25 protein-coding genes are annotated in these 26324 nt (G+C 50.3%); 11 read left to right on the top strand and 14 right to left on the bottom strand.

Features of this window, described 5'->3' with window-relative positions:
• Nucleotides 1–13 precede the first annotated feature (13 nt).
• Complete coding sequence (locus tag PsAD37_RS22750) at nucleotides 14–511, top strand: hypothetical protein (RefSeq protein ID WP_063298032.1); 498 nt, start codon at nucleotides 14–16, stop codon at nucleotides 509–511.
• A gap of 553 nt (nucleotides 512–1064) precedes the next feature.
• Here the strand turns inward: PsAD37_RS22750 and PsAD37_RS22745 are convergent.
• The 6 genes from PsAD37_RS22745 to PsAD37_RS22720 all read right to left on the bottom strand — a co-directional run bounded on the left by PsAD37_RS22745 (nucleotide 1065) and on the right by PsAD37_RS22720 (nucleotide 5963).
• Complete coding sequence (locus tag PsAD37_RS22745; protein ID WP_063298031.1) at nucleotides 1065–1256, bottom strand: hypothetical protein; 192 nt, start codon at nucleotides 1254–1256, stop codon at nucleotides 1065–1067.
• A 93-nt stretch (nucleotides 1257–1349) separates the two neighbouring features.
• A complete protein-coding gene (locus PsAD37_RS22740) occupies nucleotides 1350–2012 on the bottom strand; it encodes an HAD family hydrolase (RefSeq protein WP_063298030.1) in 663 nt (220 codons plus the stop codon).
• Nucleotides 2013–2130: 118 nt separating this feature from the next.
• On the bottom strand, nucleotides 2131–2466 hold the full coding sequence (gene grxD, locus PsAD37_RS22735; RefSeq protein ID WP_063292763.1) for a Grx4 family monothiol glutaredoxin: 336 nt from the start codon (nucleotides 2464–2466) through the stop codon (nucleotides 2131–2133).
• A gap of 130 nt (nucleotides 2467–2596) precedes the next feature.
• Nucleotides 2597–2830, bottom strand: coding sequence for a BolA family protein (locus PsAD37_RS22730; protein ID WP_063298029.1), 234 nt, complete (start codon nucleotides 2828–2830; stop codon nucleotides 2597–2599).
• A gap of 113 nt (nucleotides 2831–2943) precedes the next feature.
• Entirely contained in the window at nucleotides 2944–5148 is a 2205-nt protein-coding gene (purL, locus tag PsAD37_RS22725) for a phosphoribosylformylglycinamidine synthase subunit PurL (protein WP_063298055.1), read from the bottom strand.
• Nucleotides 5149–5372: 224 nt separating this feature from the next.
• Nucleotides 5373–5963 carry a hypothetical protein gene (locus PsAD37_RS22720; RefSeq protein WP_208992031.1) on the bottom strand — a complete coding sequence of 197 codons (591 nt, stop codon included), beginning with the start codon at nucleotides 5961–5963 and terminating at the stop codon, nucleotides 5373–5375.
• 285 nt (nucleotides 5964–6248) lie between these two features.
• On the opposite strand from PsAD37_RS22720, the gene PsAD37_RS22715 reads away from it, so the two are divergent.
• Nucleotides 6249–7232, top strand: a complete 984-nt coding sequence (locus tag PsAD37_RS22715; RefSeq protein ID WP_208992030.1) for an HlyD family secretion protein — start codon at nucleotides 6249–6251, stop codon at nucleotides 7230–7232.
• A gap of 10 nt (nucleotides 7233–7242) precedes the next feature.
• Entirely contained in the window at nucleotides 7243–8289 is a 1047-nt protein-coding gene (locus PsAD37_RS22710) for an FUSC family protein (protein ID WP_063298028.1), read from the top strand.
• Between the two features lie 67 nt (nucleotides 8290–8356).
• On the opposite strand, the gene PsAD37_RS22705 is transcribed toward PsAD37_RS22710, so the two are convergent.
• A complete protein-coding gene (locus tag PsAD37_RS22705; protein WP_063298027.1) occupies nucleotides 8357–8893 on the bottom strand; it encodes a peroxiredoxin-like family protein in 537 nt (178 codons plus the stop codon).
• Nucleotides 8894–9040: 147 nt separating this feature from the next.
• On the opposite strand from PsAD37_RS22705, the gene PsAD37_RS22700 reads away from it, so the two are divergent.
• Nucleotides 9041–9853, top strand: coding sequence for an AraC family transcriptional regulator (locus tag PsAD37_RS22700; RefSeq protein WP_063298026.1), 813 nt, complete (start codon nucleotides 9041–9043; stop codon nucleotides 9851–9853).
• Between the two features lie 72 nt (nucleotides 9854–9925).
• Nucleotides 9926–11152: a chromate efflux transporter gene (chrA, locus tag PsAD37_RS22695; RefSeq protein WP_063298025.1), complete on the top strand. Its 1227-nt coding sequence runs from the start codon at nucleotides 9926–9928 to the stop codon at nucleotides 11150–11152.
• A gap of 68 nt (nucleotides 11153–11220) precedes the next feature.
• Here the strand turns inward: chrA and purQ are convergent, their stop codons facing one another.
• From purQ to purC, 4 genes are all read right to left on the bottom strand, one after another.
• Nucleotides 11221–11892, bottom strand: coding sequence for a phosphoribosylformylglycinamidine synthase subunit PurQ (gene purQ, locus PsAD37_RS22690; RefSeq protein WP_063298024.1), 672 nt, complete (start codon nucleotides 11890–11892; stop codon nucleotides 11221–11223).
• Nucleotides 11893–11937: 45 nt separating this feature from the next.
• On the bottom strand, nucleotides 11938–12045 hold the full coding sequence (locus PsAD37_RS29295) for a phosphoribosylformylglycinamidine synthase-associated small membrane protein (protein WP_193757775.1): 108 nt from the start codon (nucleotides 12043–12045) through the stop codon (nucleotides 11938–11940).
• A 34-nt stretch (nucleotides 12046–12079) separates the two neighbouring features.
• Complete coding sequence (purS, locus tag PsAD37_RS22685; RefSeq protein WP_057462573.1) at nucleotides 12080–12319, bottom strand: phosphoribosylformylglycinamidine synthase subunit PurS; 240 nt, start codon at nucleotides 12317–12319, stop codon at nucleotides 12080–12082.
• Nucleotides 12320–12529: 210 nt separating this feature from the next.
• Nucleotides 12530–13294, bottom strand: a complete 765-nt coding sequence (purC, locus tag PsAD37_RS22680; protein ID WP_008548091.1) for a phosphoribosylaminoimidazolesuccinocarboxamide synthase — start codon at nucleotides 13292–13294, stop codon at nucleotides 12530–12532.
• Between the two features lie 356 nt (nucleotides 13295–13650).
• On the opposite strand from purC, the gene PsAD37_RS22675 reads away from it, so the two are divergent.
• Both PsAD37_RS22675 and PsAD37_RS22670 read left to right on the top strand, forming a co-directional pair.
• A complete protein-coding gene (locus PsAD37_RS22675; RefSeq protein WP_063292757.1) occupies nucleotides 13651–13974 on the top strand; it encodes a DUF1476 domain-containing protein in 324 nt (107 codons plus the stop codon).
• Between the two features lie 167 nt (nucleotides 13975–14141).
• A complete protein-coding gene (locus tag PsAD37_RS22670; RefSeq protein ID WP_063298023.1) occupies nucleotides 14142–14909 on the top strand; it encodes an HpcH/HpaI aldolase/citrate lyase family protein in 768 nt (255 codons plus the stop codon).
• Nucleotides 14910–14974: 65 nt separating this feature from the next.
• Here the strand turns inward: PsAD37_RS22670 and rpe are convergent, their stop codons facing one another.
• From rpe to PsAD37_RS22655, 3 genes are all read right to left on the bottom strand, one after another.
• Complete coding sequence (gene rpe, locus PsAD37_RS22665) at nucleotides 14975–15643, bottom strand: ribulose-phosphate 3-epimerase (RefSeq protein ID WP_057462570.1); 669 nt, start codon at nucleotides 15641–15643, stop codon at nucleotides 14975–14977.
• A gap of 98 nt (nucleotides 15644–15741) precedes the next feature.
• Entirely contained in the window at nucleotides 15742–16731 is a 990-nt protein-coding gene (locus tag PsAD37_RS22660; protein WP_063298022.1) for a hypothetical protein, read from the bottom strand.
• Nucleotides 16732–16861: 130 nt separating this feature from the next.
• A complete protein-coding gene (locus tag PsAD37_RS22655) occupies nucleotides 16862–17347 on the bottom strand; it encodes an Lrp/AsnC family transcriptional regulator (protein WP_063298021.1) in 486 nt (161 codons plus the stop codon).
• Between the two features lie 155 nt (nucleotides 17348–17502).
• On the opposite strand from PsAD37_RS22655, the gene PsAD37_RS22650 reads away from it, so the two are divergent.
• The 4 genes from PsAD37_RS22650 (at nucleotide 17503) to PsAD37_RS22635 (ending at nucleotide 26051) form a co-directional block, all read left to right on the top strand.
• Nucleotides 17503–20988, top strand: coding sequence for an indolepyruvate ferredoxin oxidoreductase family protein (locus PsAD37_RS22650; protein ID WP_063298020.1), 3486 nt, complete (start codon nucleotides 17503–17505; stop codon nucleotides 20986–20988).
• Nucleotides 20989–21221: 233 nt separating this feature from the next.
• Nucleotides 21222–21791, top strand: coding sequence for a TetR/AcrR family transcriptional regulator (locus PsAD37_RS22645; protein WP_063298019.1), 570 nt, complete (start codon nucleotides 21222–21224; stop codon nucleotides 21789–21791).
• A 6-nt stretch (nucleotides 21792–21797) separates the two neighbouring features.
• Nucleotides 21798–22889 (top strand): efflux RND transporter periplasmic adaptor subunit, encoded by a 1092-nt coding sequence (locus PsAD37_RS22640; protein ID WP_063298018.1) that lies wholly within the window; start codon nucleotides 21798–21800, stop codon nucleotides 22887–22889.
• 24 nt (nucleotides 22890–22913) lie between these two features.
• A complete protein-coding gene (locus tag PsAD37_RS22635; protein WP_063298017.1) occupies nucleotides 22914–26051 on the top strand; it encodes an efflux RND transporter permease subunit in 3138 nt (1045 codons plus the stop codon).
• Nucleotides 26052–26324: the final 273 nt, after the last annotated feature.

Raw genomic sequence — 26324 nt, 5'->3', positions numbered from 1 at the left:
ATTGGATAGAGACATGACACCACTTCGATTTTGGGCACGTAACACGGCTTTGGTTTTGCAGAACGTCTTTACTGCGCTGATGTTTGTGTTGTTCTCACAGTTGCGAGGATTTGCAGATCTCTCTCCGTTGCTTGAAGAGGTGTTTGGCATAAGCATCACCACGTTCTTTCTGATTGGCATTACCATTGCACTTGGCACTGCTTGCATCTTTCATCTTCCTTCGCTCAATTATACCGAGATTGGAAAAGGCGGAATTGTTTATCACCGTGCTCTCATCAAGCGTAGACTGGCCTGGAATGAGATTGAGAGTGTGGATGTAAAGCAACTCAGCTTTATGGGGTTTAAACTAGCCAAACGCGTTGTGTTGGATTTGAAGGGGAAACGAAAATTTCCCTATGCTCAAGCCGTGCGTGGATTGGGTGTTGATGGGGTGCTGCCAGGCACCTACAAGCAATCTCCAGAAGAAATGTCTGAGCAAATCAACCAGTTTCGCCGTATCAATGGTGTTTGATTTTCAGTGTTGCCGGAGATTCCCTGTGGTATTTTAAATTCTTGTTAGGTAATAAAAATACGTAAACTGCAAGAAATAATTGCAGAAACTGCGCGATTTTACCTATTCAATAAAGATTGTATCCAGACCCTGTAACTAAAGTTGAGTTAAGACAGAATTTCAGCGATCAAGCCGCGGTTTAACGTGGCGATATTTTTTTGGTTTCTCGATGTGAATTTTCCACGAAAGGCATTGGAGGTAACTATGAATATGGTCATTGATGGCTTGAACGGTATTGGATGGAAAAAGCAGAGAGATACTGCTGATCAATCCTGTCAGTGCGGTTCCTGGAAGTTGCACTGGATCAGGCATTCAAAACGTGACTGGCCATCTACATGCAGCAATGCAGATTGTCATAAAAAACCCACCCAAGGATCACACCTGAGATGGCTGAGCGGTAGTCGGGCCCAGATTGTTCCACTGTGTGATCGCTGTAGCAAGCTGACTGAGCGCTTTAACTTACGAGACGGTGTTATCACCGTGGTGAAGCAGCAGTATGAGTGCAGCTGAGTTCTCACTTCACCCCCCCATAGTACTTACAGGCGTCAGGGCCGTTCAGTAGAGACGGCTTTTGGAAAACGGTTATGTGGTTGCACTCGTAGCGAGCCAACTCTTCCTTCGTGGTTGGCGTAATAGCTGCGGCGACTGCACCCATCGTGGTGCCTGTGATTACGCCTAGGAGCAAAACTCTCAGATAAACTTGCATCTCTCATCCCCCGATGAACTGTTGATGAGACTGTTTTAGCAAGGGGAATGTGAGAGAGCTCTGAGAGGCGTGTTCATTCAGCGTTCAGGAAGGTTAAGCGGTCAGACTGCTCCAGTTAACCTCTAAGCACTCTGCCTGCGCTATTGCTTCTGTGAAGCTGTTGAGGGGCAGGGCATCTGCTTTTCGATCGTGGGGAGCAACATGGAGGGCACTCCAACCTGCTTCGCGGGCAGGCTTGATGTCTTTTTCCAGATTATCGCCAATGAACAGAGCTGTTTCCGCGATAAAGTCGTGTTTGTTCTCAAGCTTGCGAAGAAGGGACACGCTTGGTTTGCATTCCGCCGGGAATGTATCACCACTGGCGTACGCAAAGTCGACGTGATCCCGAACTCCAAGCTTGCTCATGACAGCCCATTGGAAACCTGAAGGGCCATTGGTCATGACACCAATCTGACAGTCAAAGTTTGCCTTCAAAAGTGCGATTGCTTCAAAAATGCCAGAGAAAGGAGCTTGTGCCTCCGCCCACCTCTGGGTGAACGTTGCCAGCGCGTGCCCCTGTTCGTCAGCCTGCATGTCTGGGAAACACGACTGCACAGCCTCCAACCCGGTGTGCTCGCCATTGTGCAGCATGTGGCGTAGCCAAGTGTCGCTGTGCTTGTTGAACTGCTCACCAAAAATTTCAAAGAACATTTTGGAGTAGGATGCTTTGTGGTGGCAAATAGTGCCATCCAAATCGAAAACAATGGTCTTAAACATATGCTGCCTGCTTTGGAGGAATGCTTGCAGAATAACCTAATGGTTTTCAAATGCCTGACAACAAAAAACGGGCCTCCATGCGAAGGCCCGTTTTATGAATTTTATGTTCAGCAGAGACTTACGCAGCTGGTGCGATCTCGATGCCTTTTTCTGAGAACAAAGCCTGAAGTTCCTGAGACTGGAACATTTCACGGATAATATCACAGCCACCAACGAACTCGCCTTTGACGTAGAGCTGTGGGATTGTTGGCCACTGGCTATAATCTTTGATGCCCTGACGGAGGCTATCGTCTTCCAGAACGTTATGACCGACGTATTTTACGCCGATGTAATCCAAAATCTGCACAGACTGGCCGGAGAAGCCACACTGTGGGAAGTTTGGAGTGCCTTTCATAAAGAGCACTACATCGTTGTTTTCTACTTCGTTTTTGATCCAGCTTTGGATATCGCTCATGTCGTCGAGTTCCTTTCGCTCGACCGGGGTCAAAGCCCGGTGACCGTGATTGTATATTGTTCGTAGTGCGGCACTCATATGGGAACTTGCAGGGATAATGCAAGAGAAAGGTCGCACTGCCTTAGTTTTGTTATTCCGGAGCAGTGGTCTGCAACGCCAATGCGTGCAAATCGTCGCCCATTTTACCCTTAAGAGCCTGATACACCAACTGGTGCTGCTGTACGCGGGATTTGCCGCGGAAACTCTCTGAGATAACGACAGCGGCGTAATGATCGCCGTCACCTGCCAGATCTCTGATTTCCACGTGTGCGTCTGGCAAAGCCTCTTTGATAAGGTTTTGTAGTTCGCCTGCGTCCATGGCCATGGGTATGCCTCCTTGCCCGACTGGGTTACTTCTGTTTGGCTGCTTCCCTCATCCAAATGAGGAGGGAAGCGAATCTTATTTAGAACTCAGTTTAGCAGTTCGGTGGACGAGTATCAGCTCGCCTGCATAAAATACGGGAACCATCCCTCGAAAGCATTGTTCAGCTCTTCAACTGACGCACTGATTTTATCACCAAGAACAAGAGTATCACCTCCAGTCTTACCGATTTCTTCCGTGCTGATACCAGCGTCGATCGCATCTTCCAAGAAGGCAGCGAGCTTTTCCTCTGCCACAGTCACAATATAGCGACTTTGATCTTCGCCAAACAGAATGGCATGAGGATGTTCGCCGGTAATTTTTACAGCAGCGCCGAGCTTGCCTTTGATGGCCATTTCCGCAAGAGCAACAGCTAGGCCGCCAGATGAAATGTCGTGAGCTGCTGTGATGCGGTCCGTGGTGATGGCTTCACGTACGAACGTTCCGGTGAGCTTCTCAACTTCCAGATCCACTGAAGGAGGGGCACCTTCATCGCTGCCCAGAACTTCCTGCAGGTACTGAGATGAACCGAGGTGTTTGCCTTTGCCACCGAGCACGATGATGGTTTCACCAGTGCTAACGAATGCACTGCCAACGCGCTTGGTCACGTCTTTGAGCAGGCCAACGCCGCCGATTGCAGGTGTTGGCAGAATGCCTTCGCCGTAGGTTTCGTTGTACAAAGACACGTTACCGGAGACGATCGGAGTTTCCAGCACTTCGCATGCTTCACCGATGCCTTTCAAGCAGCCAACGAACTGGCCCATGATCTCAGGCTTTTCGGGATTGCCGAAGTTCAGGTTGTCGGTGATCGCCAGCGGAAGGGACCCAACTGCAGACAGGTTGCGGTAGGTTTCTGCAACTGCCTGCTTGCCGCCTTCATATGGGTTTGCGTAGCAATAGCGTGGGTTCACGTCTACGGAGAATGCCAGACCCTTGTCTGTTCCGTCCACGCGGATTACGCCAGCGTCACCGCCCGGAGTTGCTGCAGAATTGCCCTGAATAAGGGTGTCATATTGCTCATAGACCCAGCGACGGGAGGATCCGTTAGCACCACCGATAAGCTTCAGCAGAGCTTCTTTGTAGTCTGCTGGCTCTTCAACGTTAGCTGCTGCAATTTCTTCTGGTTCAGGCCACTGCGTCCAAGGACGATCATATTCAGGAGCTTCGTCGCCAAGTTCCTTGATTGGCAGATTAGCCATGACTTCACCGTGCTGCTTCACAACAAAGCGCAGGGTATCTGTGGTTACACCGCAGATTGCGAAGTCCAGTCCCCACTTGGTGAAGATGGCTTCGGCTTCTTTTTCCTTGGATGGCTCAAGAACCATGAGCATGCGCTCTTGGCTTTCAGAGAGCATCATCTCATAGGCAGTCATGTTTTCTTCGCGGGCTGGGACTTTGTCGAGATCCAGATCGATGCCGAGGTTACCCTTTGCGCCCATTTCAACAGCAGAGCAAGTTAGGCCAGCCGCGCCCATGTCCTGAATGGCGATGACTGCGCCGGTCTTCATCAGTTCAAGGCAGGCTTCCATCAGGCACTTTTCAGTGAATGGGTCACCGACCTGAACGGTTGGACGCTTCTCGTCGATGGAATCGTCAAACTCAGCGGATGCCATTGTGGCGCCGCCTACGCCGTCGCGTCCTGTTTTTGCGCCAAGGTACACGACCGGGAGGCCAACACCTTTTGCTTCAGACAGGAAGATCTTGTCAGAATCGGCAAGGCCAGCTGCGAATGCGTTGACCAGACAGTTTCCGTTGTAGGATTTGTGGAACTCAACTTCACCGCCCACTGTCGGGACACCGAAGGAGTTGCCGTATCCACCTACACCAGACACAACGCCTGACACGAGGTGACGGGTACGTGGATGATCTGGTTCACCGAAGCGAAGGGCATTCATGGCTGCGACCGGACGTGCACCCATGGTGAACACGTCGCGCAGAATGCCACCAACGCCAGTTGCTGCGCCTTGATATGGCTCAATGTAAGATGGGTGGTTGTGGCTTTCCATCTTAAAGACGACTGCTTGCCCGTCATCGATGTCGACAACGCCTGCATTCTCGCCCGGTCCCTGAATAACACGAGGTCCGGTGGTCGGGAGTGTCTTCAACCATTTCTTGGAGGATTTGTAGGAGCAATGCTCGTTCCACATTGCGGAGAAAATTCCAAGCTCGGTGAAGGTTGGCTCTCTGCCAATCAGCTCCAGGATGCGAGCATATTCATCTTCCTTAAGACCGTGGGCCTCAATGAGTTCGGGGGTGATCTTGACGCTATTTTGGATCATCACACTCAGAAAATTTGGGCGCAGTGCGCCGGGGCCAAATGTCACGGGCTGCTTAACAGGATTCATAGTGAAAAGGAAACATCAGGACACCGAATTTTTGCGATTTTTGCGCCAGAACCGCGATAAAATGATGTCTGGAAGTACACTTCAGGTACTTTAGTATGCAAGTGCCAAATTTTTGACCTACCTGCAAAATTATTCACGATAGAGGTGCTGTTGCGTAACCCTTAAAAAGTGACTTCGCCTTTTAAGTCAGTAACGGAAAGGTGCATGTTGGGAAGTTGGAAACGGCTCCAGGTACCGCTGCCCTTAGCGGAGGCCCATTTTTCACTGCCACCCAGAATTGCCCACGTCCCGGAATATTTGCCACCTTCAATCGTGGAGACTTCAAAGCTGATGGCAAAAGGGGCCCCATTTTTGTCTTTAAGGCTGCACACGCCACCGCCCTGAATTTTTGAATTCTGCACGAGTGCGCCACCAAAGCAGCTACCTGAAACCAGCTCGAACGGATCTTTAGGATTTGCCCCCATGAAAACGTAGTCTGCGTTGATGCGTTTAAGGTTGAGTTGGTCGGTAATAATTGCGTTGTTATAAAGTCCAAAAGTCGCCAGTTGTCCTGTCTGTGCGAAACTTGCTGCTCGAACATCTATCTGCTCAGCTTGAGCGGAGACCAATGAGGCTATCAAGAAGAAAAACACTGCTGCAAACGTTGATGATGCAGAGACTGACTTCCGAAAGTGGGCCATTGGTTTTCTTTCTTCGGTGTTGGGTTGATTTCCGCAAACTGCATACTCATTGACAGATGCAATCACATCCACTGAACAGTTTTCAATGGAAGCTTTGAGAGCTGGTTAGCTTTCTGTTTCGTAGCTTGCAATGAGCGTGTGTTTAAAATTTACACTTTGGAAATCTTCGTTAAATTACTGTATTTACTACCTACTTTGAATTTAGAGGGATGGTTTTCACGAATTTAAAACCCTCATTTGCGATGCTTTCTCGTGCCTCCAAATGGGCGCCTTTTGCCGGTGCTTAACGCCGGTTTGTCTAACAAGAATTCGCCGATACTTATGTTTTGCGTAGTATCAGGTGAGCGGAGATAAAGGGTGCCTGGAGGCATTTATCAAATAAGTGGTCCGATCAAGGTGATCATAGGCGCATGCGTCTTGATCGGCGCTTATATGATCATAGATTACTTCTTCACCTACACCGCTGATGCTTATGTCTCCGCAGATGTTGTGCGCGTTGCTCCAGAAATCTCTGGGTTTGTTACCGAAGTGCCAGTTGCCCGGAACACGAAAATTGGGGCTGGAGAACTCCTCCTGCAAATTGATCCTGAACCCTTTGCCTTAGCTGTTCAGGAAGCACGAGCAGAAGAAGCAAAGGCACTGGCCAGTCTCCGCCGGTCTGAAGCGGAAGTGCAGGTTGCGGAAGCTTCTGTGACTGCTGCCGTTGCCAAGGTTGCTAATCTGTCTGCGCAGCAGCAACGCTTTGAAGAATTGACCGATAATGGATTTGTGACACAGCAGCGCCTCGATAACATTACGCTCTCGTTGGAGGAGGCAAACGCGGAAACGGATTCTGCGCGTGATGCCTTGAGAGCGGCTACGCATCTGGTTGAGGTGATGCGCTCCACTTATGAGGCGGCTCAATCAGCTACAGCTCTCACGCAATATAATCTTCGTAAGTCGTCTCTTTTATCGCCTGTCGATGGTGTGGTCAGCGAATACACGGTTAACCCGGGTAATTATGTGCTGCAAGGCATTCCTCAACTGGCTTTGATCACGAACACGAACTGGAGAATTATAGCCAATTTGGTGGAACGTCACGCGGCTCGTCTCATTCCTGGACAGACGGTGTGGTTTCAAGTTTCTAGTGATCCTTACCGCATTCATAAAGGTACGGTGAGATCTATTGGGCGCGGTGTGTCCAGAATGGATATAGATTTGAGGGTATTGCCATACATTCCCTTGACGACTGCCTGGATCCGGCTTTCTCAACGGTTTCCTGTTGAGATCGATATGGGCGAATATCTTGAACATCATCAGCCGATGCATGGCGGCGACGCTCGCATCTTTCTTGTGCATTAGGGAGAGGCAGATGAAGCTGGATTATCACAATGGTTTTCGTACGGCTTTGATGGTAACGCTGGCTTCTGTTGTTGCGCTTGCTGCGGATGCGGATGACCCTTGGTGGGCGGCAATGTCTGCGATGACTGTAGCAAATGCAGACTGGACTAACGTATGGCGCAAAGGAGTTCAACGATTATTCGGTACGATTGCTGGTGCTGTGTTTGGCTACACGCTTGCTATCATGTTCAGAAACATTCCTATTTTCCAAGTGATTGCGATTGGAGGGCTTGCTGCGCTCGCAATTTACAAACGGATGGCAAGCCCAGATTACAGCTATGCCTGGTTGCTTGGCACCATCACTGCGATGCTTGCAATATACATCTCAGTGGTCGAGATAAATGCACTTTTTTCTAAGATGGTGGATCGGAGTGTTACCGTCTTGATTGGGGTAGGAGTTGCGACCGTTGTTATGTATTGGCTGACCAAGGGCAGTTCTATCAAGGTCGGCTTCGGCCCCATTGGTATTAGCAGGCTTGAAGAAGTTGACTATAGCTGGGTTATGGCTCTTTGCATAACAGGGGCCATAGTCGCGATAGCTGCGCCAATCATTTATGTGAAGCATGATCTGATTGCCATGGTGCAGATTACCATTACTTCTCTTGTGGTTCTTTACGGTCCGGTTCAGGAAGTCAAAAAAGTTGCTCTAAATAGGTTGGTTGGCTGTCTGATGGGTGGGCTGCTGGGATTGTTTTTGGTGATGCTGGGGCTGCAGTCATTCTTCTGGTGGGTGATAGGTGTTTTTTGCGGACTGTTCTTTTTGTGTGCACTTCATCACAGCAAAAGCTATTGGGCCTATGCAGGTACACAAGGTGGCTATGCCTTTGTTATTGCTGTCCTTACTTCGTCCGGACCAGTAAATGATATTGAGGGTGTGCTTGACCGTTTGGTCGGTGTTGTTTTGGGCGCAGTCTTAGGCATTGCAGTCCTGTATGCAGTCAGAGTGTGGCAAGGTGCCGAACCTAGGAACATCGAACATATCGCCCGGGAGCATCCATCGCAGAAGACGAAGGACTAATAAAAAAGAGAGGCTGCGAAATCGCAACCTCTCTGTGCATCAAGAATAGTGTTTGTGGTACAATTGATTAAAGAGCCTCGGTGTATTCACCGCGAGCGGGATAATCATTCTTGATGCAGAAGTCGAGAGCACCGAGCATTGGTTTAAAGTCAGGGCGTGCAAATGGCATAGTCTGCACATTCCCGAAGTAAAGAGTGCCGTCAGGCCTTACGAAGAACAGGCCGGGTTCAGCAAAGAGACCTGGTTCTTCGATACCGATAGACGTTTTTCCGCGGCCTGCTGAAATGAACAGACCCCATTCACGTGCTTTTGTCAGAGTAACGCTATAACCAACGCGCAGTTTGTCTGCTTTAATCGCATTGGAAAATGTTTGGGCACGGTCCTCTGTATCGGTTGAGAGGGCAATGGTTTTTACACCACGTTCCTCAAACTCTGGTGTCAGGCGTTCCAGTTCTTTCAGGTAGGTCGCACAAATGGGACAGTGTAAACCACGATAAAAAACGACCAGAGTGGCAAAGTCAGAAGCATCGGCTGACAGATCGAATGCACCACCACCAACGAGGTTCGCAGATAAGCTTGGGACTGGATTGCGAGGGATAAGCATTATTATTCTCCTGAGCTAAATTTTCTTTTTGTAGCTTTGCTCAATTCGATTTTTTGAAAGGGCAATTAGCAGTGGCCGATTTGTATTTGATATGATATTGAACGTTTAATTGCTTTTTGTTCGAAATAACTGACCGAGAGTTCGGATATGGCCACTGCACTTGCTGAGGTGAAACCGAGAGAGCTGCGATATGATCGCCTTTCTTCGCTTATTGAACGCTTTAAAGTGGAGGCATATATTCTTAAAAATACTGAGGATGAGGTGCTTCAAGGCAACTTTTTCATTCTTCGGTGTATGCAAGGTTTCCGGAAGCTTGTGTTTCTTCCTGTCAGCCCCAATAATCCTACTGAAGTTAAGCGTATCTGCGAGGATACTGTTGTTCTTGCCGGAGCTCGGGTTGAGTTTGGTGGGCCGGGATCACAGCTGAGCACTGCTTTGCCTGATTACGTGGAGATTTACCTCAAGGATGCACCGGAGCTGGAGAGTCTTGCTGCATTGGTCGTGGAAGAAGTGCTTTCACCTCGATGCGGAAGTGCTGCAGTGATCAATCGCTTGTGTGAAGTGGTCGTGATCCGGCTGCTGCGTCATGCGGTGCGGTCCGGTGTTGCTTGCAGTGGTTTGATTGCCGGTTTGGCTCATCCTAATCTGGCGCAAGCACTTGTTGCCATCCATGAAGACGCTTCCAAGCAGTGGCGACTGGAAAGTCTTGCAGAAGTTGCTGGCATGTCGCGCACGCAGTTTGCTGTGCACTTCAAGGAGGTCATGGGGGAGACGCCAGGGTCGTATTTGAGCAACTGGCGACTGGCATTGGCTAAATTGGACCTGGAAGCTGGACGCCCTTTGAAAAGCGTTGCTGCACGGGTTGGATTTGCTTCACCGACGGCGTTGTCACGGGCCTATCAGCGGCGCTACAATGAGCTTCCTCGCAATGTTGCAACGAAAACAGTTGTGGCTGCTTAGTGTACATGCACTCTGCGTGTTTGTCCTAATGTCACACCTCTGCTTTCTTTTGAGAATACAAATGAGCTGTCCATGAGTTTTACAGAACGCCCAATTAATCTGACGGATGAACCTGTCAAAGGTCATGTATCGGAAGTCTTTTTTGCCTTCCTGAAGCTGGGCTTAACCTCATTTGGTGGGCCGATTGCTCATCTGGGTTATTTTCGCGAGGAGATCGTGAAGCGCCGGAAGTGGCTTTCCGAAGAAGCCTATGGTGATTTGGTTGCGTTGTGTCAGTTCCTACCGGGACCAGCCAGCAGTCAGGTTGGGTTTGGGCTTGGACTTATGCGGGCGGGGCCGCTGGGAGCTTTGGCTGCCTTCTTCGCCTTTACAGTTCCGTCAGCCTTGCTGCTCTTTGGATTTGCCTATTGGGCGAGCGCTTTTGAAGGACCTGTCGGCATGGGGCTGATCCATGGCCTCAAATTGGTGGCGGTTGCTGTTGTTGCTCAGGCTGTCTGGGGAATGGCACGCAACTTTTGTGCGGATCAACTCAGAGCTGGGCTTGCCGTATTGGCCGTAGTTCTTGTTTTTGCCTTCGGTGGTGCCGGAGGGCAAATTGCGGCGATTGTGGCTGGTGGTCTGGGAGGTTTTTTGTTTTGTCGCTCAGAACCCAAAGCCGTGGTGCATGAGGTTCTATTTGCTCCTAGACGTCGGGTTGGGCTGTTTTCTGTCATTTTATTTGCTGTGCTGCTTTTTGGTCTGCCCGTTCTGAGTGATGTTATTGTTGATCCGTTGCTGGGTGTGTTTGCCAGCTTTTACCATTCCGGTTCGCTCGTGTTTGGTGGAGGGCATGTGGTGTTGCCACTGCTGGAAGCTGAGGTGGTTGGTAAAGGACTGGTGAGTGAGAGCTCTTTCCTTGCCGGGTACGGCGCGACGCAAGCCGTGCCGGGGCCTTTGTTTACATTTGCCGGATATCTGGGCGCTGAAATGCAGACAGGTTATGCAGCGTGGATTGGGGCGAGCATCGGGTTGCTGGGCATCTTCTTGCCGGGGGCGTTGCTTCTGATCGCTGGTCTGCCTTACTGGGCCGTGCTGCGTCAGACGCCATCTGCGCGTGGTATTATGGCTGGTGCGAATGCGGCTGTGGTTGGTGTTCTCGGTGCGGCTTTATATGCGCCTGTCTGGACTAGCGCGATCTTAGAGGCGAAAGACTTTGCAGCTGCGCTTTGCGGATTTGTTCTGCTGGTTTCCTTTAAGTCGCCGCCATGGGTGGTTGTGGTGCTGCTCGGCCTGACCGGGATCGGCTTTGCGTTCATTTAAGACCTTCAGACAATAAAAAACCCGGAGTGCTGCGCATCCCGGGTTTTAGAACTTGTTGTCTTTGCTGATTAAGCAGCGAGGCTTTGCATCACGCTTTCAAACAAAGCACGACCTTCGAGACCGCCCTGAAGATCTTCGATGAGATTTTCAGGGTGAGGCATCATGCCGAGAACGTTGCCTTTGGCACTGGTGATGCCTGCAATGTCGTTGAGAGAACCGTTTGGGTTAGTCCCGTCAGCATAGCGGAATGCGACGCGGCCTTCGCCTTCGAGTTCTTTCAGGGTTTCTGCATCAGCAAAGTAGTTACCGTCATGGTGTGCCACCGGACAGCGCCAGACTTTGCCTTTTTCCATATGCGATGTGAAAGCGCTGTTGGTGCTGGTGGTTTCCAGCATAACTTCCTTACACACGAAATGGAGGGACGCATTGCGCATCAACGCACCTGGCAACAGGCCTGCCTCAGTTAGCATCTGGAAACCGTTACATACGCCGAGAACGTGACGTCCCTGATCTGCTGCAGCTTTGAGAGCTGGCATGATGTGGGAGCGTGCTGCAATCGCACCTGAGCGCAGGTAATCGCCGTAAGAGAAGCCGCCTGGCAGGACATAAAGCTCTGCTTCTGGCAGTTCAGTTTCAGTATGCCATACCGTGGCAACAGACTGGCCGGAGATCTGCTCCAGCGCTTTGATCATATCGCGATCCCGGTTGGAACCGGGGAATAGGATCACTGCGGATTTCATGAATGTTTCCTCTTGGATGGAGGGCCGCTTGTTACAGACGAGATTTTACAGAAGTAAAAACACCGCAAGAACAGAGAGGGCAGCGGGCAAGCCAATAAAGATGATTGCTTTGATAACCATGAACCGGATGATCCGGCCTGTATCGTCTTGCACGTTTATGCCCTCGCAGATTCTGCTATCGGTTACTTCAGAGAAGCTCGATCGAGTAATTTTCGATGACGGTGTTTGCCAGTAGCTGTTCGCACATGGCTTCAATGTCAGCTTTTGCCTGAGCATCGGTGCGATCTGCCAGTTCAAGGTCAAACACTTTACCTTGGCGGATGCCTTCAACGCCTTCAAAACCAAGAGAACCAAGGGAGCCTTCGATTGCTTTGCCCTGGGGATCGAGAACACCGTTCTTAAGAGTGACGGTCACACGTGCCTTCATGGTTCTAACTGGTCCTTCCTTACCAAAATGAGAGATTCAAGCGGTTTGCATTGCGCCTGCCGCGAAAATCCGTTCTTTGCGCGCGTTCATAACGCGGGAATCTATACTGGGGAAGTGAAAATGAGCGCAGGTAGTGAGATAGTTCAATACCCGTGCGGTAGTTTGCTTGCCCCAAAAATGCAAAACGGGCCGCAGGGGCCCGTTCGTTGATTATTTGACTAGCACTGGTCCAGAATGTCCCGGGCGGTCGTTGTCGATCAGGATACCAAGCCTGCGGGCTACTTCCTGATAGGCTTCAACCATGCCGCCCATGTTCTGGCGGAACCGGTCCTTATCCATCTTGTCGTTTGTGGAAGTGTCCCACAAGCGACAGCTGTCTGGAGAGATCTCGTCCGCAAGGACGATACGCATCATGTCGCCTTCGATCTGACGTCCAAGTTCGATCTTGAAGTCAACGAGGCGAATACCGACGCTCATGAACAGACCGGACAGGAAGTCGTTGATGCGGATGGCGAGTGCCATGATGTCATCAAGCTCCTGAGGAGCGGCCCAACCAAAAGCGGTGATGTGTTCTTCAGAAACCAGCGGATCTCCAAGTTCGTCGTTCTTGTAGTAGAACTCGATAATGGAGCGTGGAAGCTGAGTGCCTTCTTCCAATCCCAGGCGTTTGCACAGAGAACCTGCAGCAACGTTGCGGATAACGACTTCGATCGGAATGATTTCGACCTGACGGATCAGCTGCTCGCGCATGTTCAACCGGCGAATAAAATGGGTTGGAATGCCCATGTTATTCAGATTGTTGAAAATGTACTCAGAAATCCGATTGTTCAGGACACCCTTTCCATCAACGACTTCATGCTTTTCGTTGTTGAAGGCTGTAGCATCATCTTTGAAGTGCTGAATCAGCGTTCCCGGCTCAGGACCCTCATAGAGAATCTTGGCCTTGCCTTCGTAAATTCGCCGACGGCGGTTCATAGGCACTTACCATTGCGTTTGTAGAACAAGTCGTACGGGTGACGTCGAGGCTTAAACCACTTGCCTTGCAAAACATTCGAGCAAAAATGCTGCGAATGACCCTCCAGCACTGGTTTTCGCATCTTTCGTCATTGCGAAAATCGCGATCCCGCTATGCGGCGCGGAACTTAACCGACTTTTTGATAAAGCACAAATGGGTAATTCGAATGGCGTCAACGCTCTCTGAAATACTGCTGACTACAACTAATGGCTTTTGACCTGCAAATAGAAGTTGCGTACAATGATTTACGTAAGTTATAGCGTGGCTTGTAAGAGGGGAGGGACCTTTTTACATTGTCTGAGCTAGGAGGGAATAGATGAGCACGTTTGACAAACGAGCTGATGCGTTTGAAGGCAGTTTCGCAATGGGTTCTGAGCTTGCTTTCAAGGCTACTGCACGGCGCGATAAGCTGCTGGGCCAGTGGGCTGCTGAGAAGCTTGGTTTGGCCGGAGACATCGCAGAAGATTACGCCAAAAAGATCGTCCAAACGGATCTTAAAGAGCCAGGCGACGAAGACATTTTTGCTCGTATTTCCAAAGATTTTGCAGATGCAAGTGTTGAGCAGTCTGAACACCAGATTCGCCGCACTATGGAAGAGCTGATGGCTGTTGCGAAAAAGGAAGTTGCTGAGGAAGCATAAGCTGCACTCCTTAAGCAGGCTCACCAAGAGAGCCCTTAAACTAGAGAATTTGCCGTCTTCCCTTGATTATTTTCAGGGAGACGGCTTTTTTGTTTGAATGATAGTTTTGTTTTAGAGCTGGTGCTGCGTGGTTGATGGTGCCTGTGCTTAATCAGATGAGGCATTGAATGACTGAGAATAAGTGTCTGGCAGAGAAGTTGAGAGCTGGGCAAACCATTGTAAGCGCGTGGGCAAGCCTGCCTTCTCCAATATTTTCTGATCTGTTTTTAAGAGGCGGCTACAAAGCAATCACGCTGGATTTGCAACATGGTTTGCTGACCACCGCTGAAGCGCGTGATTCTATCAAAGAGATCATTAATGGTGGCGGGCATGCTGTTGCACGAATCTGTGTCGACGACTTTAAAAATGCCAGCTGGTTGTTGGATGTGGGCGCTGAAGTGATAATCGCACCGATGATCAACTCAGTGGACGACGCAAAGAAGCTGGTGGAGTTCTGCAAGTATCCGCCGTTGGGCGCGCGTAGCTATGGTGCTGTTGGCGCAACCATGGCAACTGGTGTTTCCATGGATGATTACTTCGCTTCGGCTGATGAAAAGACGCTCGCAATTGCCATGATTGAGACGCCAGAGGCCTATGAAGCGCTTGAAGACATTTTGGCTGTTGATGGTTTGGATGGCATTTTTGTCGGGCCTGCTGACCTGTCATTGACTGTTTCTGGCGGGAAACGCGTGGAACCTGTTTCTGACGCTTCTCTGGAGATGCAGAAAGACATTGCGGAGAAAACCCATGCGGCTGGGAAGATTGCAGGGATCTATTGTGTTTCCAAGGGGCATCTTCAGCACTCAAAGGCTGCTGGTTATCAGTTTATGACGTTTGGGACGGATTCGACTTTGTTTATCAATGCTGCTGCGGAAGCTGCAAGTTCATTGGATTAAAGCCACTACGTCTGCAAAAAAAAGGCCGCCTTAGGGGCGGCCTTTTGCATTTCAGGATCAAAAAATCAGACCTGAGTAGCAGCGCGGATTGCTGCGATGTTTTCGCGATAGCTCTCAACTGTGCCGCCTTTGAAGACTGCTGAGCCTGCGACCAGTGTGTCAGCGCCAGCCTTGGTGACCAATGGGGCTGTCTCAGGGGTGACCCCGCCATCAATCTGGATGCGGATTGGGCGATCGCCGATCATGCTTTTGATGCGGGCAACCTTTTCGATTTGAGAGTGGATAAATTTCTGCCCACCGAAGCCAGGGTTCACGGTCATGACCAGGATCAGGTCAACGCTGTCCAGAACGTATTCAAGGCAGCTTTCGTGTGTGCCAGGATTTAGAGAAACGCCTGCTTTTTTGCCTAGATTGCGGATTGCCTGCAAAGAGCGGTGCAGGTGGGTGGTCGCTTCTGCGTGAACTGTGATGTAGTCCGAGCCAGCTTTTGCGAAGGCTTCAAGGTACGGATCACATGGTTCGATCATAAGGTGCGCGTCGAAGACTTTATCGGTGTGAGGGCGGAGTTTTGCAATGACGTCCGGGCCAAAAGTGATGTTTGGAACGAAGTGGCCATCCATGACATCCAGATGGATCCAGTCGGCTCCAGCTTCAACAACATCACGAACTTCTTGCCCCAGCTTAGAAAAGTCGGATGCAAGGACGGAAGGGGCGATAACGAGCGGCTGTGCCATAGCAGGGATTCTCCTAGATGTGCCCAATTTGCTGTGCGGCTAACATGGACACACATGAGAAGCAAGTGGTGTGAACAGGGCAGCTTCCCCCGTTATGCCTAGGTTGTTGCCGTCTCTGCCTTACCAATGAGTATCGCAACGGGTTTAAGGATCCATGGAAGCAGATAAATCGGGAACTGAGCAAAGGCGAAGAAGAGCCAAGCCAATTCTGGAATTGTCCCCCCGAGTGCCGCAACCATTAAACCGAGATTACGGCTTCCAGTGCCATAAGCTGCGATGAATGCTGTTTGCCGTCCGGCTGGTGAGAAGATCAGGAAGGTCACAAGCAACTGCAGGGCGGCAATGGCAAAGACGCCGACAAACAGAGCAGCGGCTTTGAAAGGCGCAGTGAGTGCAAAGCCGGTGACACCATCCATCGCTGCAACCGCAAAGATAAAAAGAACGATGCAGTTTAGTCCGTTGATGTGATCTGTCGCCTCGGTGATCCGCTTGGCACCAAGAAGATAATAGAGGAGACGCCCAAGCCCCGCAGAGCCGATTAGGAACATCGTCAGGTTGGTTGCCAGCGATAATGGGGAGACCTGAAGTGTATCCGGCAGCAATAGATACGCAAACAAAGCGGTGCTGAGTGGAGCGATGATCAGTGACAGGGTTGATATGGTGAGGGCAAGGGCTCCATTGAGGCCAAACATCCAGATAAAGATCGGCGTGGACATAACGGGTGGTGCTGCGGACACCATAAATAGCGCTGTGAGCACTCCAAGGTCGATCTGATCCAGCCCGATCATCAAACAGGTGAGTGTCGCCAGCAGAGGAAGAATGAGCATTTGCCAGAGCATTGCCGCAAACGCTGGCAGTGGGCGTCTGAGTTGATTGGTAATGGCGGCGTTGTCTACCCGAATAAAGCTCAGGGTTAGCAGAATAAAGATTGCGGGCGTCAGAAGGATACGCAGGGCTTCAGCAATTCCGGGTAGGAAAAGGCCAAGGAAGATTGAGATAGCGACTGCATTGGTGCCGTTTCGCCCCAAAAAACGCAGGAGTGAGTTGATCAGCTTGAGGCCGCTTATAACGAATGTGGGGGAAGGCAATGTTTAGTCCACGCGAAAACTTAAGTGCAAGAGATCGCGCGACTAAACCATATCAGTCGAGTTTGAGCAAACATTTCAGTGTTTCAGCGACCACGCGTAAACTAACTGCGATTAGGCTGGTACATAAACGTTAACTGACAAACTCTTTAAGAGGTAACGCAACTGTTTCCTTAATTGTCGAAACTACAATGCGTGACTGAACATCTGAAACAAGAGCATTGTCCAGAAGCTTCAAACGAAGGAAATCGTCATAAGACTTTATATCTGTGGCGACCACTTTGATGAGGTAATCCACTGCGCCGGTGATGCGTTCGCATGTAACAACTTCGGGCCATACCCCAATTAGCCTGTCGAATGTTTCCATGTTCTCGCGGCTGGGTACAGTGAGCTTAACAAATGCATATGCGAGAAAGCCAAGACCGACGGCTTCGCGATCAACCAGCGCTGCGGTCTGTTTGATAACGCCAGACTCCTTGAGTTTCTTAATTCGCCTCCAGCAAGGAGTTTGGCTCATACCGGCTTCTTTGGCGATATCTGCGATGGATTGGGATGCATCTTTTTGCAGAATCCGCAGAACTCGGATGTCGGATGGGTCCAATAAGGAATTTTCGCTCATGTGCCCTCTTAGGAATAATTTTTCGACTGAGTACGTATTTGTCGGTAGGATAGCACAGAAAGCACGCAAAAAAAGGATCACTATGGGCTAGGACGAAAGAATTGGTTTTGGCGGGGGGGACCGTCCACAGCCATGATGGGAGAGGAGCTCATTGAATGAACGTAAGTGTGCCACCGATCAGCTTACATGACAAATACACAGCTGAAACAGGCAATGTTTACCTAAATGGTATTCAGGCACTGGTACGACTGGCGTTGGATCGCGGTCGATTAGATCGTGCTAAGGGATTGAAAACAGGCGGTTTTATTTCAGGATACCGCGGTTCTCCAATTGCTGGTTACGACACGGAGCTTCAAAGATCACGTCAATATCTCGATCCGCTGGATATTCAGTTTCAACCGGGAGTGAATGAGGAACTGGGCGCCACAGCAGTGTGGGGATCTCAAAAAGTCAGACAGCACGGCAAGGGTTCAGCCTTTGATGGCGTCTACGGCATATGGTACGGGAAGGCACCAGGTGTAGATAGAGCAGGTGATGTGCTGCATCAGGCAAGTGCTTCTGGAACCGACCCAAATGGCGGAGTTGTAGCACTTGCGGGCGATGACCATCTGGCAAAATCTTCCATTTTGCCTGCTCAAAGCGAGTTTTTTTTCCAGCACGCAGAAATTCCGGTTCTCAACCCGGCTGACATTCAGGAAGTTCTGGATTTTGGCTTACACGGGTTTGAGATGTCCCGTTACACCGGTCTGTGGAGTGCATTGATTTGCCTTGCAGATACGATGGACGCATCTGGTGTTGTTTCTGTTGATCCAAGGCGTATGGCATTCTCTCGCCCTGCTGCGTTTGATCCTCGCAAGAATGCTGAGCTGAACCGAGTGCTGTTGCTTGGCAACAGGCTGGAGACAGAACGACTATTGCGTGACATCCGCATGCCTGCGGTTTTGGCGTATGCAAAGGCGAATCGTCTCGACCATGTTGCCTATGGTGCGCAGAAGCCGCGTATTGGCATGGTTGCAACGGGTAAAGCATTCCGTGATTTGTGTCAGGCGCTTCGCCTTATGGGAATTACAGATCAGCGGGCCAAGGAGATCGGGCTGGCAGTTTATAAGGTTGGTATGCCTTATCCGCTGGAGCCAACAGCGTTCTCAAGTTTTGCGCGTGGCGTTGAAAAGATTTTGGTGGTGGAGCACAAGCGTGCGTTTATCGAGCCACAAATCAAAGAGATTGCTTACAACTGGCCGAGTGACCAACAGCCGAAGATCCTTGGCAAGAAAGACGCACAAGGGGAGCCTTTGCTCTCTGATGTTCTGGAGCTATCCATTGATGAGATGATCCGCGTGATCATGAATTTCCTGCCTCAGGAATACGTCAATGACGAGATGCGTTCTGTTGCTGATTCCATGATGCGTCAGCAGATGTGGGCTCAGGGAAATGGCGAACTTGCAGCGCGTTCCCCTTACTTTTGCTCTGGTTGCCCGCACAACACATCGACTGTGGTGCCTGAAGGGTCACGCTCGATGCCGGGCATCGGCTGTCATGCGATGACCGAGATTAATGGCCGAACCACTGATGGTCAGATTGCCATGGGCGGTGAAGGTTCTCTCTGGGTGGGACAAGCGAACTTTGCGCGTGATGAGCATGTGTTTGCCAATATGGGGGATGGAACTTATTTCCACTCCGGTATTTTGTCGATCCGTCAGGCCGTTGCTGCACGTGTGCCAATCACTTTCAAGATCCTTTACAACGACGCTGTCGCGATGACGGGTGGTCAGGAGATCGATGGGTCTCTTACCGTGCCGCAGCTTCTCAATCAGTTGCATGCTGAGGGAGTTGAGAAGGTTGTTCTGCTTAGCGAGAACCCAGAGGACTACTCTGGCCGTCAGGATCTTGCTGTTACCGAGCCCGTGCATCACCGTGATGATCTGATGAAGGTGCAGAACGAACTCAAAGAGTTCAAAGGTGTTTCTGCAATCGTGTTTGATCAGACCTGTGCTGCTGAGAAGCGCCGCCGCCGGAAGAGAGGGTTGTACCCTGATCCGGATCTGCGTTTGTTCATCAATGACCGTGTCTGTGAAGGGTGTGGTGATTGTTCTGTGCAGTCCAACTGTCTTTCTGTTGAGCCAGTTGAGACGGTGTTTGGTGAAAAGCGCCGTATCAATCAGTCTTCCTGTAACAAGGACTTCTCTTGTGTAAAGGGGTTCTGCCCATCCTTTGTTTATGTGAAGGGTTCGAAGCTGCGTCAGGCAAAGCCTGCTGATTTCGCGCTTGATGAGTTTGTGAAGCAGCTGCCAGACGTTCAATTGCCATCACTGGAGAACACTCACAACCTGCTGGTGGCTGGTATTGGTGGTATGGGCGTTACGACCATTTCTGCGATTATCGCGATGGCGGCTCATATTGACGGGATCAAAGCCTCTACGCTTGACATGACTGGCCTTGCTCAAAAGGGTGGACCTGTGACCTCCCATGTGCGCTTTGCTGCGGCGAGTGACACAATTGAAGGGCCACGTGTACCGCCTGCACAGCTGGATGTGCTGATTGCAAGTGATATGCTGGTTGCAAGTAAGGCTGAACAGCTTTCTCTTTATCACAAGAGCAGAACGCATGGCTTTGTGAATACAAACGTCACGCCGACCTCTGAGTTTGTGATGAAGCAGCAGCTTTCCTTTGACGAGCACAAGATGAAGCAGACGCTGGAGCAAGGGACGCTTGATCTGAGAGCACATGATCTGGCGAACATTGCTGAGAAGCTGTTGGGTGATGCGATTTACACCAACATGATGCTCATCGGATTGTCTTATCAGGCTGGTACTCTGCCGATCTCAGCACAAGCCATTGAGAATGCGATCTCATTGAATGGTGCTGCGGTTGAGAAGAACATCAATGCATTCCATGCAGGGCGTGTTCTTTACTCCAACCCTGATGCGATTTTCGCAGCTCTTCCACGTCAGGAAGCTGTGAAAGTGATGACGCTGGATGAGAAGATCGCTTTCTTCGCGAAAGAGCTTACCACTTACCAGAATAAGTCCTACGCCAATAAGTATCTCGACAAGATTTCCGAGATCAGAGCGCGGGATGAGGAGTTTGGTCCGGGCTCTCTTGAGGTGACGCATACCGCGGTTGAGATGCTTTACAAGGTGATGGCTTATAAAGACGAGTACGAAGTTGCGCGTCTTTATAGTGAGCCAGAGTTCCGTAAGAATCTTGAGGCTCAATTTGCAGACCCGGGTGAGTTGCAGTTGATGCTGGCTCCTCCATTCCTGCCCGGTAAGCCGGATCCAAAGACGGGTCGTCCGCAAAAGCGGGCCTTCGGTCCTTGGATTTTCAAGGCTTTTGAGATGCTTGTATCTCTTCGTGGTTTGCGTGGCACTGCACTCGATCCGTTTGGATATGCGCGGGAGCGTAAAGAGGAGCGGGACTTGGTGAAGCAGTACCGGGATGATCTCTCATTGGTTGGCGGAAAACTCGGTACGGCGAACTATGGATTGCTTCGCGAGTTTCTCAACTTGCCCGATTCTATTCGCGGGTATGGTCCTATCAAGGACGAGAATCTGAAGCTTGCACAACTCAGGCGTGAAGAGCTGCTTGGTAGACTTGAGGAAGACCCGACAACGGTCACCTTTAAAGAAGCAGCTGAATAGTCTTTCGTTATTGGCGGAAAACAAAGGATGCCGACCCTGACAAGGGTCGGCATTTTGTGTTTCAAATCACAGTTATGTGATTTCATTCTTGATATGCGTTTTCCTAAGGGCAGCTATCTCAATTTTCTCAAAATTCGAACTTGTCTTTTTTTAGGTCTTCCTCTAAAACCGTCCAGACGGTACAGAAACCGACTGGACGGTACAGGCTCCGGTTAGAGGAGAGGGATACCAGCGTGGAAACAACAGCTGAACATATTCTGGATGCAGTCGAGCGTCTGGTTTGCATTGAAGGAACTCGTAAGCTGACCATTGATGCTGTGGCGGCTGAGGCCGGCATGTCCAAAGGCGGGGTGCTTTACAATTTCCGAAGCAAGCATGAGCTGTTGCTGGGAGTGATCCGCAGAGTTGTTTCTGAGGTTCGCGAACGAACTTACACGCTGAGCGACAAGTTGACAGAGCAGGGAGTGGCCTGTCCCATTTTGCGGGCAAGCTTCCAGATCTACAAAGAATACAGAGAGAAGACCGCTCCGAAAGCCTTGTTTGCTCTTGCTGCTCAAGAACCTGAGTTGATTGCTGAATTTCAGGAGATGAGTGCTGAATTTGGAAGAGCAATCAACGGTGAGGTTAGTGATCCGGTTACGGGGCATATGTGTTTGCTCATAATAGACGGACTTTATTATCGCCAGGCGCTGGATATCGAACATAACAGCACTGGTGAAATTGATGAACTTATTGATCGCGTGTTGGATATCACCTCCCAGAATGACCGGTACGCCGAACTGAACGCTGAAGCTGGAAACTAAGGTAAAATGCAGAAAATAAGCGGAAAAAGTAGAATAGGACGCCTGAGTGCTCCTGTTTTTGTTGGGGCACTTGCTCTGCTGCTTGCAAGTTGTCAGGAGCAGGAAGTTGTTGAAGCGCCGAAAACGGTTGCTCCTCGTCCTGCTCGTGTCATGGTCGTTTCTGAGATTGATGATCTCTTTACGCGTAACTTCACTGGTCGTGTCGATGCAGTTCAGACGGTCGATCTGGCGTTTCGTGTGTCTGGTCAGCTTGTTGAAATGCCAATCATTGAAGGGCAGCGAATTGCAAAGGGTGACCTGATTGCAGCGCTTGATCCAACTGACTATGAAAACACTGTTCGTGAAGCTCAGGTCAACTTTGAACAAAAGAATAAAGATCTGAAGCGCTTTGAAACGCTGAAAGACAAGCAGGTTATCTCTGAAGGACAGTACGACAATGCAAAGACTGCATTTGATCTTGCTGAAGTGACCCTTGATAAAGCCAAGCAAAACCTTGGCTATACAAAGATCGTTGCGCCTTACGATGCAATCGTAACCTCTCGTTCGCTTGATAATTATGCAATCATCAACGCTGGTACCAGCATTGCCCGGTTGCAGGATGTGAGTGAAGTTCGCATCGATATCAACGTGCCTGAAACGCTGTTTGCTCAGGCGACAGAATCTTCTGTTCTAAAGATGACTGCTGAGTTCCCTTCCCATCCGGGTAAGGTCTTTCCATTGGAATACCGTGAGCACAGCACGGAAGCAGACAAGGTTGCTCAGACCTATCGTGTGACTTTGGCTATGAACAATGACGATGGTTACAACATCATTCCAGGCATGACTGCGAGCGTAAAAGTTAAGCTCAACGGTCTTGATAAAGCTCAGAGCACCGCCTTCTTCGTGCCGACATCTGCAGTTGGGTCTTCTCCAGATAAGAGCCCTTATGTGTGGGTTGTTGATGAAAGCGAAAAGCGGGTTGGTCGTCGTAAGGTTCTGCTTGGAACTGTGCTTGGCAGCTTCATTCCAGTGCTTTCTGGCTTGAAAGACGGCGAGATGATCGTGACGGCTGGTGTGAGCCACCTGAGCGAAAATCAGCTGATCGTGCCTAAGCTTTAAGAGTAGCGTCTAGGAGTTATTGATATGGATATTGCACGCTACTCGATCGAGAAGCCGGTCAATGTCTGGATGGTTGTTCTGATTGCTCTTCTTGGAGGCATTTGGGCCCTGAGCGGCATTGGACGACTGGAAGATCCGGCATTCACCATTAAAGAAGCGCAGGTGATCACCTCTTATCCGGGTGCCAGCGCTGCGGAAGTTGAGGAAGAAGTTACTGAACGGCTTGAAAGTGCTATTCAGCAGATGCCTCAGCTGAAAGAAGTTCGTAGTACCTCTGAACCGGGTCTCTCCCGTATTCAGGTGGAAATGAAAGACATCTATGATGGCACTGAGCTGCCTCAGGTGTGGGATGAGCTGCGTCGTAAAGTGAACGACGAAGTGCCAAATCTGCCAAATGGTGTCCGCACTCCGATTGTTTATGACAGCTTCGGTGATGTGTTCGGCATGTACTATGCTCTGACGGCTGATGGATACTCCAACCGGGATATCCGTAAAACCGTGAAAGAGCTGCGCCGTGAGCTGCTGACTGTCGATAACGTTGCTAAGGTTTCTATTCTTGGTGAGCCTGAGGACGAGATCATCATTGCGATGGATCAGGACCGGTTGGCGCAGCTGGGAATTACCATTGCAGACGTACAGAATGTGCTGAATGCGGAAAACGCTATCCAGGCGAACGGTACGACCGTATCCGGTGATCTGCGCATTCGTATCTCGACAGTTTCTGCCTTTGACAGCTACCGTAGTATCCAGGATCTCGTGATCGGTAATCCGGGTTCTACAGCGATGGTTCGTTTGTCTGATGTGGCAACGCTTTCTGTGCAAGAGCCTGAAAATCCGAAGGTTCTGGTTCGTCATAATGGCCAGCGTGCGGTTACCCTTGGTGTTGCTGCTGTTGAAGACACAAACGTTGTGGCCGTTGGGCAAGACGTTGAAGCGCATCTGAATGACTTGCGTGCGAACCTGCCTATTGGCATGGAAGTCATCCCTATCTACGAACAGCACAAAGTGGTTGATCAGGCCGTTGGTTCCTTTGTTTGGAACCTTGTAATGTCTGTTTCCATCGTGATTGTAGTGCTCGGCATCTTCATGGGCTGGCGTGCTGCTGTGGTGGTTGGCTCGGTTCTGTTGCTGACTGTTTTGTCAACGATCCTGATCATGAAGCTGGGCAGTATTGAGCTTGAGCGTATTTCGCTTGGTGCGCTTGTTATTGCCATGGGTATGTTGGTGGACAACGCCATTGTTGTTGCCGAAGGTATGATGATCAACATGCAACGCGGTATGCGGCCTATCAAAGCTGCGTCGACCGTTGTTGAGCAGACGAAGTGGCCACTTCTGGGGGCGACTGTCATCGGCATCATGGCATTCTCTGGTATTGGTCTTTCCAGTGACAGTACCGGTGAGTTCATGTTCTCGCTGTTTGCTGTGGTTGGCATCTCCCTGTTGATGTCCTGGTTGTTTGCGATCCTCGTTACGCCGCTGTTTGGTAAGTACTTCTTCAAGATGGCTGCCATCTCCGGTGATGAGCATGATCCTTACCGCGGCTTCATGTACACCATGTTCCGTAAGATCCTGGTGCTGACGCTGAAACTGCGTTGGTTGTCTCTGGCAGCTCTGATCGGTGTGACTGTGGTTTGCTTCTGGTCTTTCCAGTTTGTTGCAAACTCCTTCTTCCCCAACTCTTCTACTCCGCTGTTCTACGTGAACTACTGGTTGCCGCATGGTACCGACATTCATGCGACTGCGCGTGATATGGAGAAATTGGAAAACGAGATCCTGTCTTTGCCAGGTGTCGTTTCAACCAACTCCTTCATTGGTCAGGGTGCAACCCGCTTTATGCTCACTTACTCAGCTCAGGACGGTAGCTCCAACTATGGTCAGGTTATTGTCCGGACTGAAAACATTGATGTCATTAATGATCTCGCATTGAAGATCCGTGCGTTCGGTGTTGCTGAGTTACCTCAGGGACAAGTGTACACCGAGCGTCTGGTGTTCGGTCCGCCGTCTGGTGCTGATGTTCAAGCTCGTATTACTGGTCCAGATGCTGACGTTCTGCGTGCTATCTCTGAAGAGATGATCCAGATCTTCAAGGATCCTCAGTATCGCTTGAGTGATGTTCGTACCGATTGGCGTGAACGTGAGCTGGTGATGCATCCGAAGTTTGATGAGCAGCGTGCGCGTATTGCTGGCATCACGAGACAGGACCTTTCAACCGCGGTTCAGTTTACCTCTGATGGTATCCGTGCTGGCGACTATCGTGATCTGGATGAAGACATTCCGATCATCGTGAAACGTAAGCGCGGCGAAGGTGAGACTGCGTCTGAAGCCCTTATAAACACACTGGTTTGGAGCTCTCAGCAGCGCAAGTATGTGCCGATTGATCAGGTGACTTCCGGTATCTCTACTGAAGCTGAAGATACTTTGATCCGTCGTCGGGATCGTGTGAAGACGTTGAGTGTGCTTGGGGCGAGTGCTCCGGATGAGTTGGCGTCGGTTGCTCATGCTCGAATTCGGGGTGCGATTGAAAGTGTTCCACTTCCTGATGGGTATTCCATGGAATGGGGTGGTGAGTACGAGAACTCTCAGGATGCGAATGCGTCGCTGGGCAGTAAGGTGCCTGTTACCTTCCTCGTGATGATTGTTATCTCCATCCTGCTGTTCTCTAAGGTGCGGGAACCACTCATCATCTGGCTGATCGTACCGATGTCTATCAACGGTGTTGTGATTGGTTTGCTTGGGACAGGTATGCCGCTCGACTTCATGGCGATCCTTGGTGTGTTGTCGCTGTCAGGTATGTTGATCAAGAATGCGATCGTGCTTCTGGAAGAGATCGACCTGCAGTTGGAGCATGGTGGAGACCGGTTTGAAGCTGTTGTTAATGCCAGTGTTTCTCGTTTGCGTCCGGTGTCTATGGCAGCGATCACAACGATCCTTGGTATGGCTCCGCTGATTGTTGATCCGATGTTTGCGAGTATGTCTGTGACCATTATGGGTGGTCTGACGTTTGCGACGCTGCTGACATTGCTGGCTGTTCCGCTGCTGTTCATCATCTTTTACCGCATCCATCCAGGTGAGGGTGCAGGGAAAGGTAAGGCAGAGAAGTCTTTGAAAGAGCTGGAAGAAAAACCTTCCGTTGATCAGAAGGCTGAGCCGGAACCGGCTTAAGAAAAAGGCCTTCCCGGTTACCTAAAACCGGGAAGGCCCATGAGAAAAGCAAGGGGCGGCGTATATTTACCGCACACTCCGTCCTTTGCTCCCCCGCGTCGCCTCTGCCCCCAACACCAGAGGCGGCGCATCTTTTTTGCCTTTACAGCACTCCCCACAACAACTTGATCAGGCACTTTGTGCGAATTTGCGTTGTTTTGCGCAATTTAGCGTTTTTGTGCGTTGGTTCGCGTTGCTATGTGGATCATTACCTTAACGGAAATCGCGGATTAG

Source organism: Pseudovibrio sp. Ad37 (assembly GCF_001623075.1).
In the GTDB taxonomy this organism is placed as follows: domain Bacteria; phylum Pseudomonadota; class Alphaproteobacteria; order Rhizobiales; family Stappiaceae; genus Pseudovibrio.
This window is presented reverse-complemented; position numbering and strand designations above follow the sequence as displayed.

Bases quoted from the DNA above. Each gene is read 5' to 3' on its own strand.
- PsAD37_RS22750 (WP_063298032.1), top strand. From the start codon at position 14: ATGACACCACTTCGATTTTGGGCACGTAACACGGCTTTGGTTTTGCAG.
- PsAD37_RS22745 (WP_063298031.1), bottom strand. From the start codon at position 1,256: ATGCAAGTTTATCTGAGAGTTTTGCTCCTAGGCGTAATCACAGGCACC.
- PsAD37_RS22740 (WP_063298030.1), bottom strand. From the start codon at position 2,012: ATGTTTAAGACCATTGTTTTCGATTTGGATGGCACTATTTGCCACCAC.
- grxD (WP_063292763.1), bottom strand. From the start codon at position 2,466: ATGAGCGATATCCAAAGCTGGATCAAAAACGAAGTAGAAAACAACGAT.
- PsAD37_RS22730 (WP_063298029.1), bottom strand. From the start codon at position 2,830: ATGGCCATGGACGCAGGCGAACTACAAAACCTTATCAAAGAGGCTTTG.
- PsAD37_RS22710 (WP_063298028.1), top strand. From the start codon at position 7,243: ATGAAGCTGGATTATCACAATGGTTTTCGTACGGCTTTGATGGTAACG.
- PsAD37_RS22705 (WP_063298027.1), bottom strand. From the start codon at position 8,893: ATGCTTATCCCTCGCAATCCAGTCCCAAGCTTATCTGCGAACCTCGTT.
- PsAD37_RS22700 (WP_063298026.1), top strand. From the start codon at position 9,041: ATGGCCACTGCACTTGCTGAGGTGAAACCGAGAGAGCTGCGATATGAT.
- chrA (WP_063298025.1), top strand. From the start codon at position 9,926: ATGAGTTTTACAGAACGCCCAATTAATCTGACGGATGAACCTGTCAAA.
- purQ (WP_063298024.1), bottom strand. From the start codon at position 11,892: ATGAAATCCGCAGTGATCCTATTCCCCGGTTCCAACCGGGATCGCGAT.
- purS (WP_057462573.1), bottom strand. From the start codon at position 12,319: ATGAAGGCACGTGTGACCGTCACTCTTAAGAACGGTGTTCTCGATCCC.
- purC (WP_008548091.1), bottom strand. From the start codon at position 13,294: ATGAACCGCCGTCGGCGAATTTACGAAGGCAAGGCCAAGATTCTCTAT.
- PsAD37_RS22675 (WP_063292757.1), top strand. From the start codon at position 13,651: ATGAGCACGTTTGACAAACGAGCTGATGCGTTTGAAGGCAGTTTCGCA.
- PsAD37_RS22670 (WP_063298023.1), top strand. From the start codon at position 14,142: ATGACTGAGAATAAGTGTCTGGCAGAGAAGTTGAGAGCTGGGCAAACC.
- rpe (WP_057462570.1), bottom strand. From the start codon at position 15,643: ATGGCACAGCCGCTCGTTATCGCCCCTTCCGTCCTTGCATCCGACTTT.
- PsAD37_RS22655 (WP_063298021.1), bottom strand. From the start codon at position 17,347: ATGAGCGAAAATTCCTTATTGGACCCATCCGACATCCGAGTTCTGCGG.
- PsAD37_RS22650 (WP_063298020.1), top strand. From the start codon at position 17,503: ATGAACGTAAGTGTGCCACCGATCAGCTTACATGACAAATACACAGCT.
- PsAD37_RS22640 (WP_063298018.1), top strand. From the start codon at position 21,798: ATGCAGAAAATAAGCGGAAAAAGTAGAATAGGACGCCTGAGTGCTCCT.
- PsAD37_RS22635 (WP_063298017.1), top strand. From the start codon at position 22,914: ATGGATATTGCACGCTACTCGATCGAGAAGCCGGTCAATGTCTGGATG.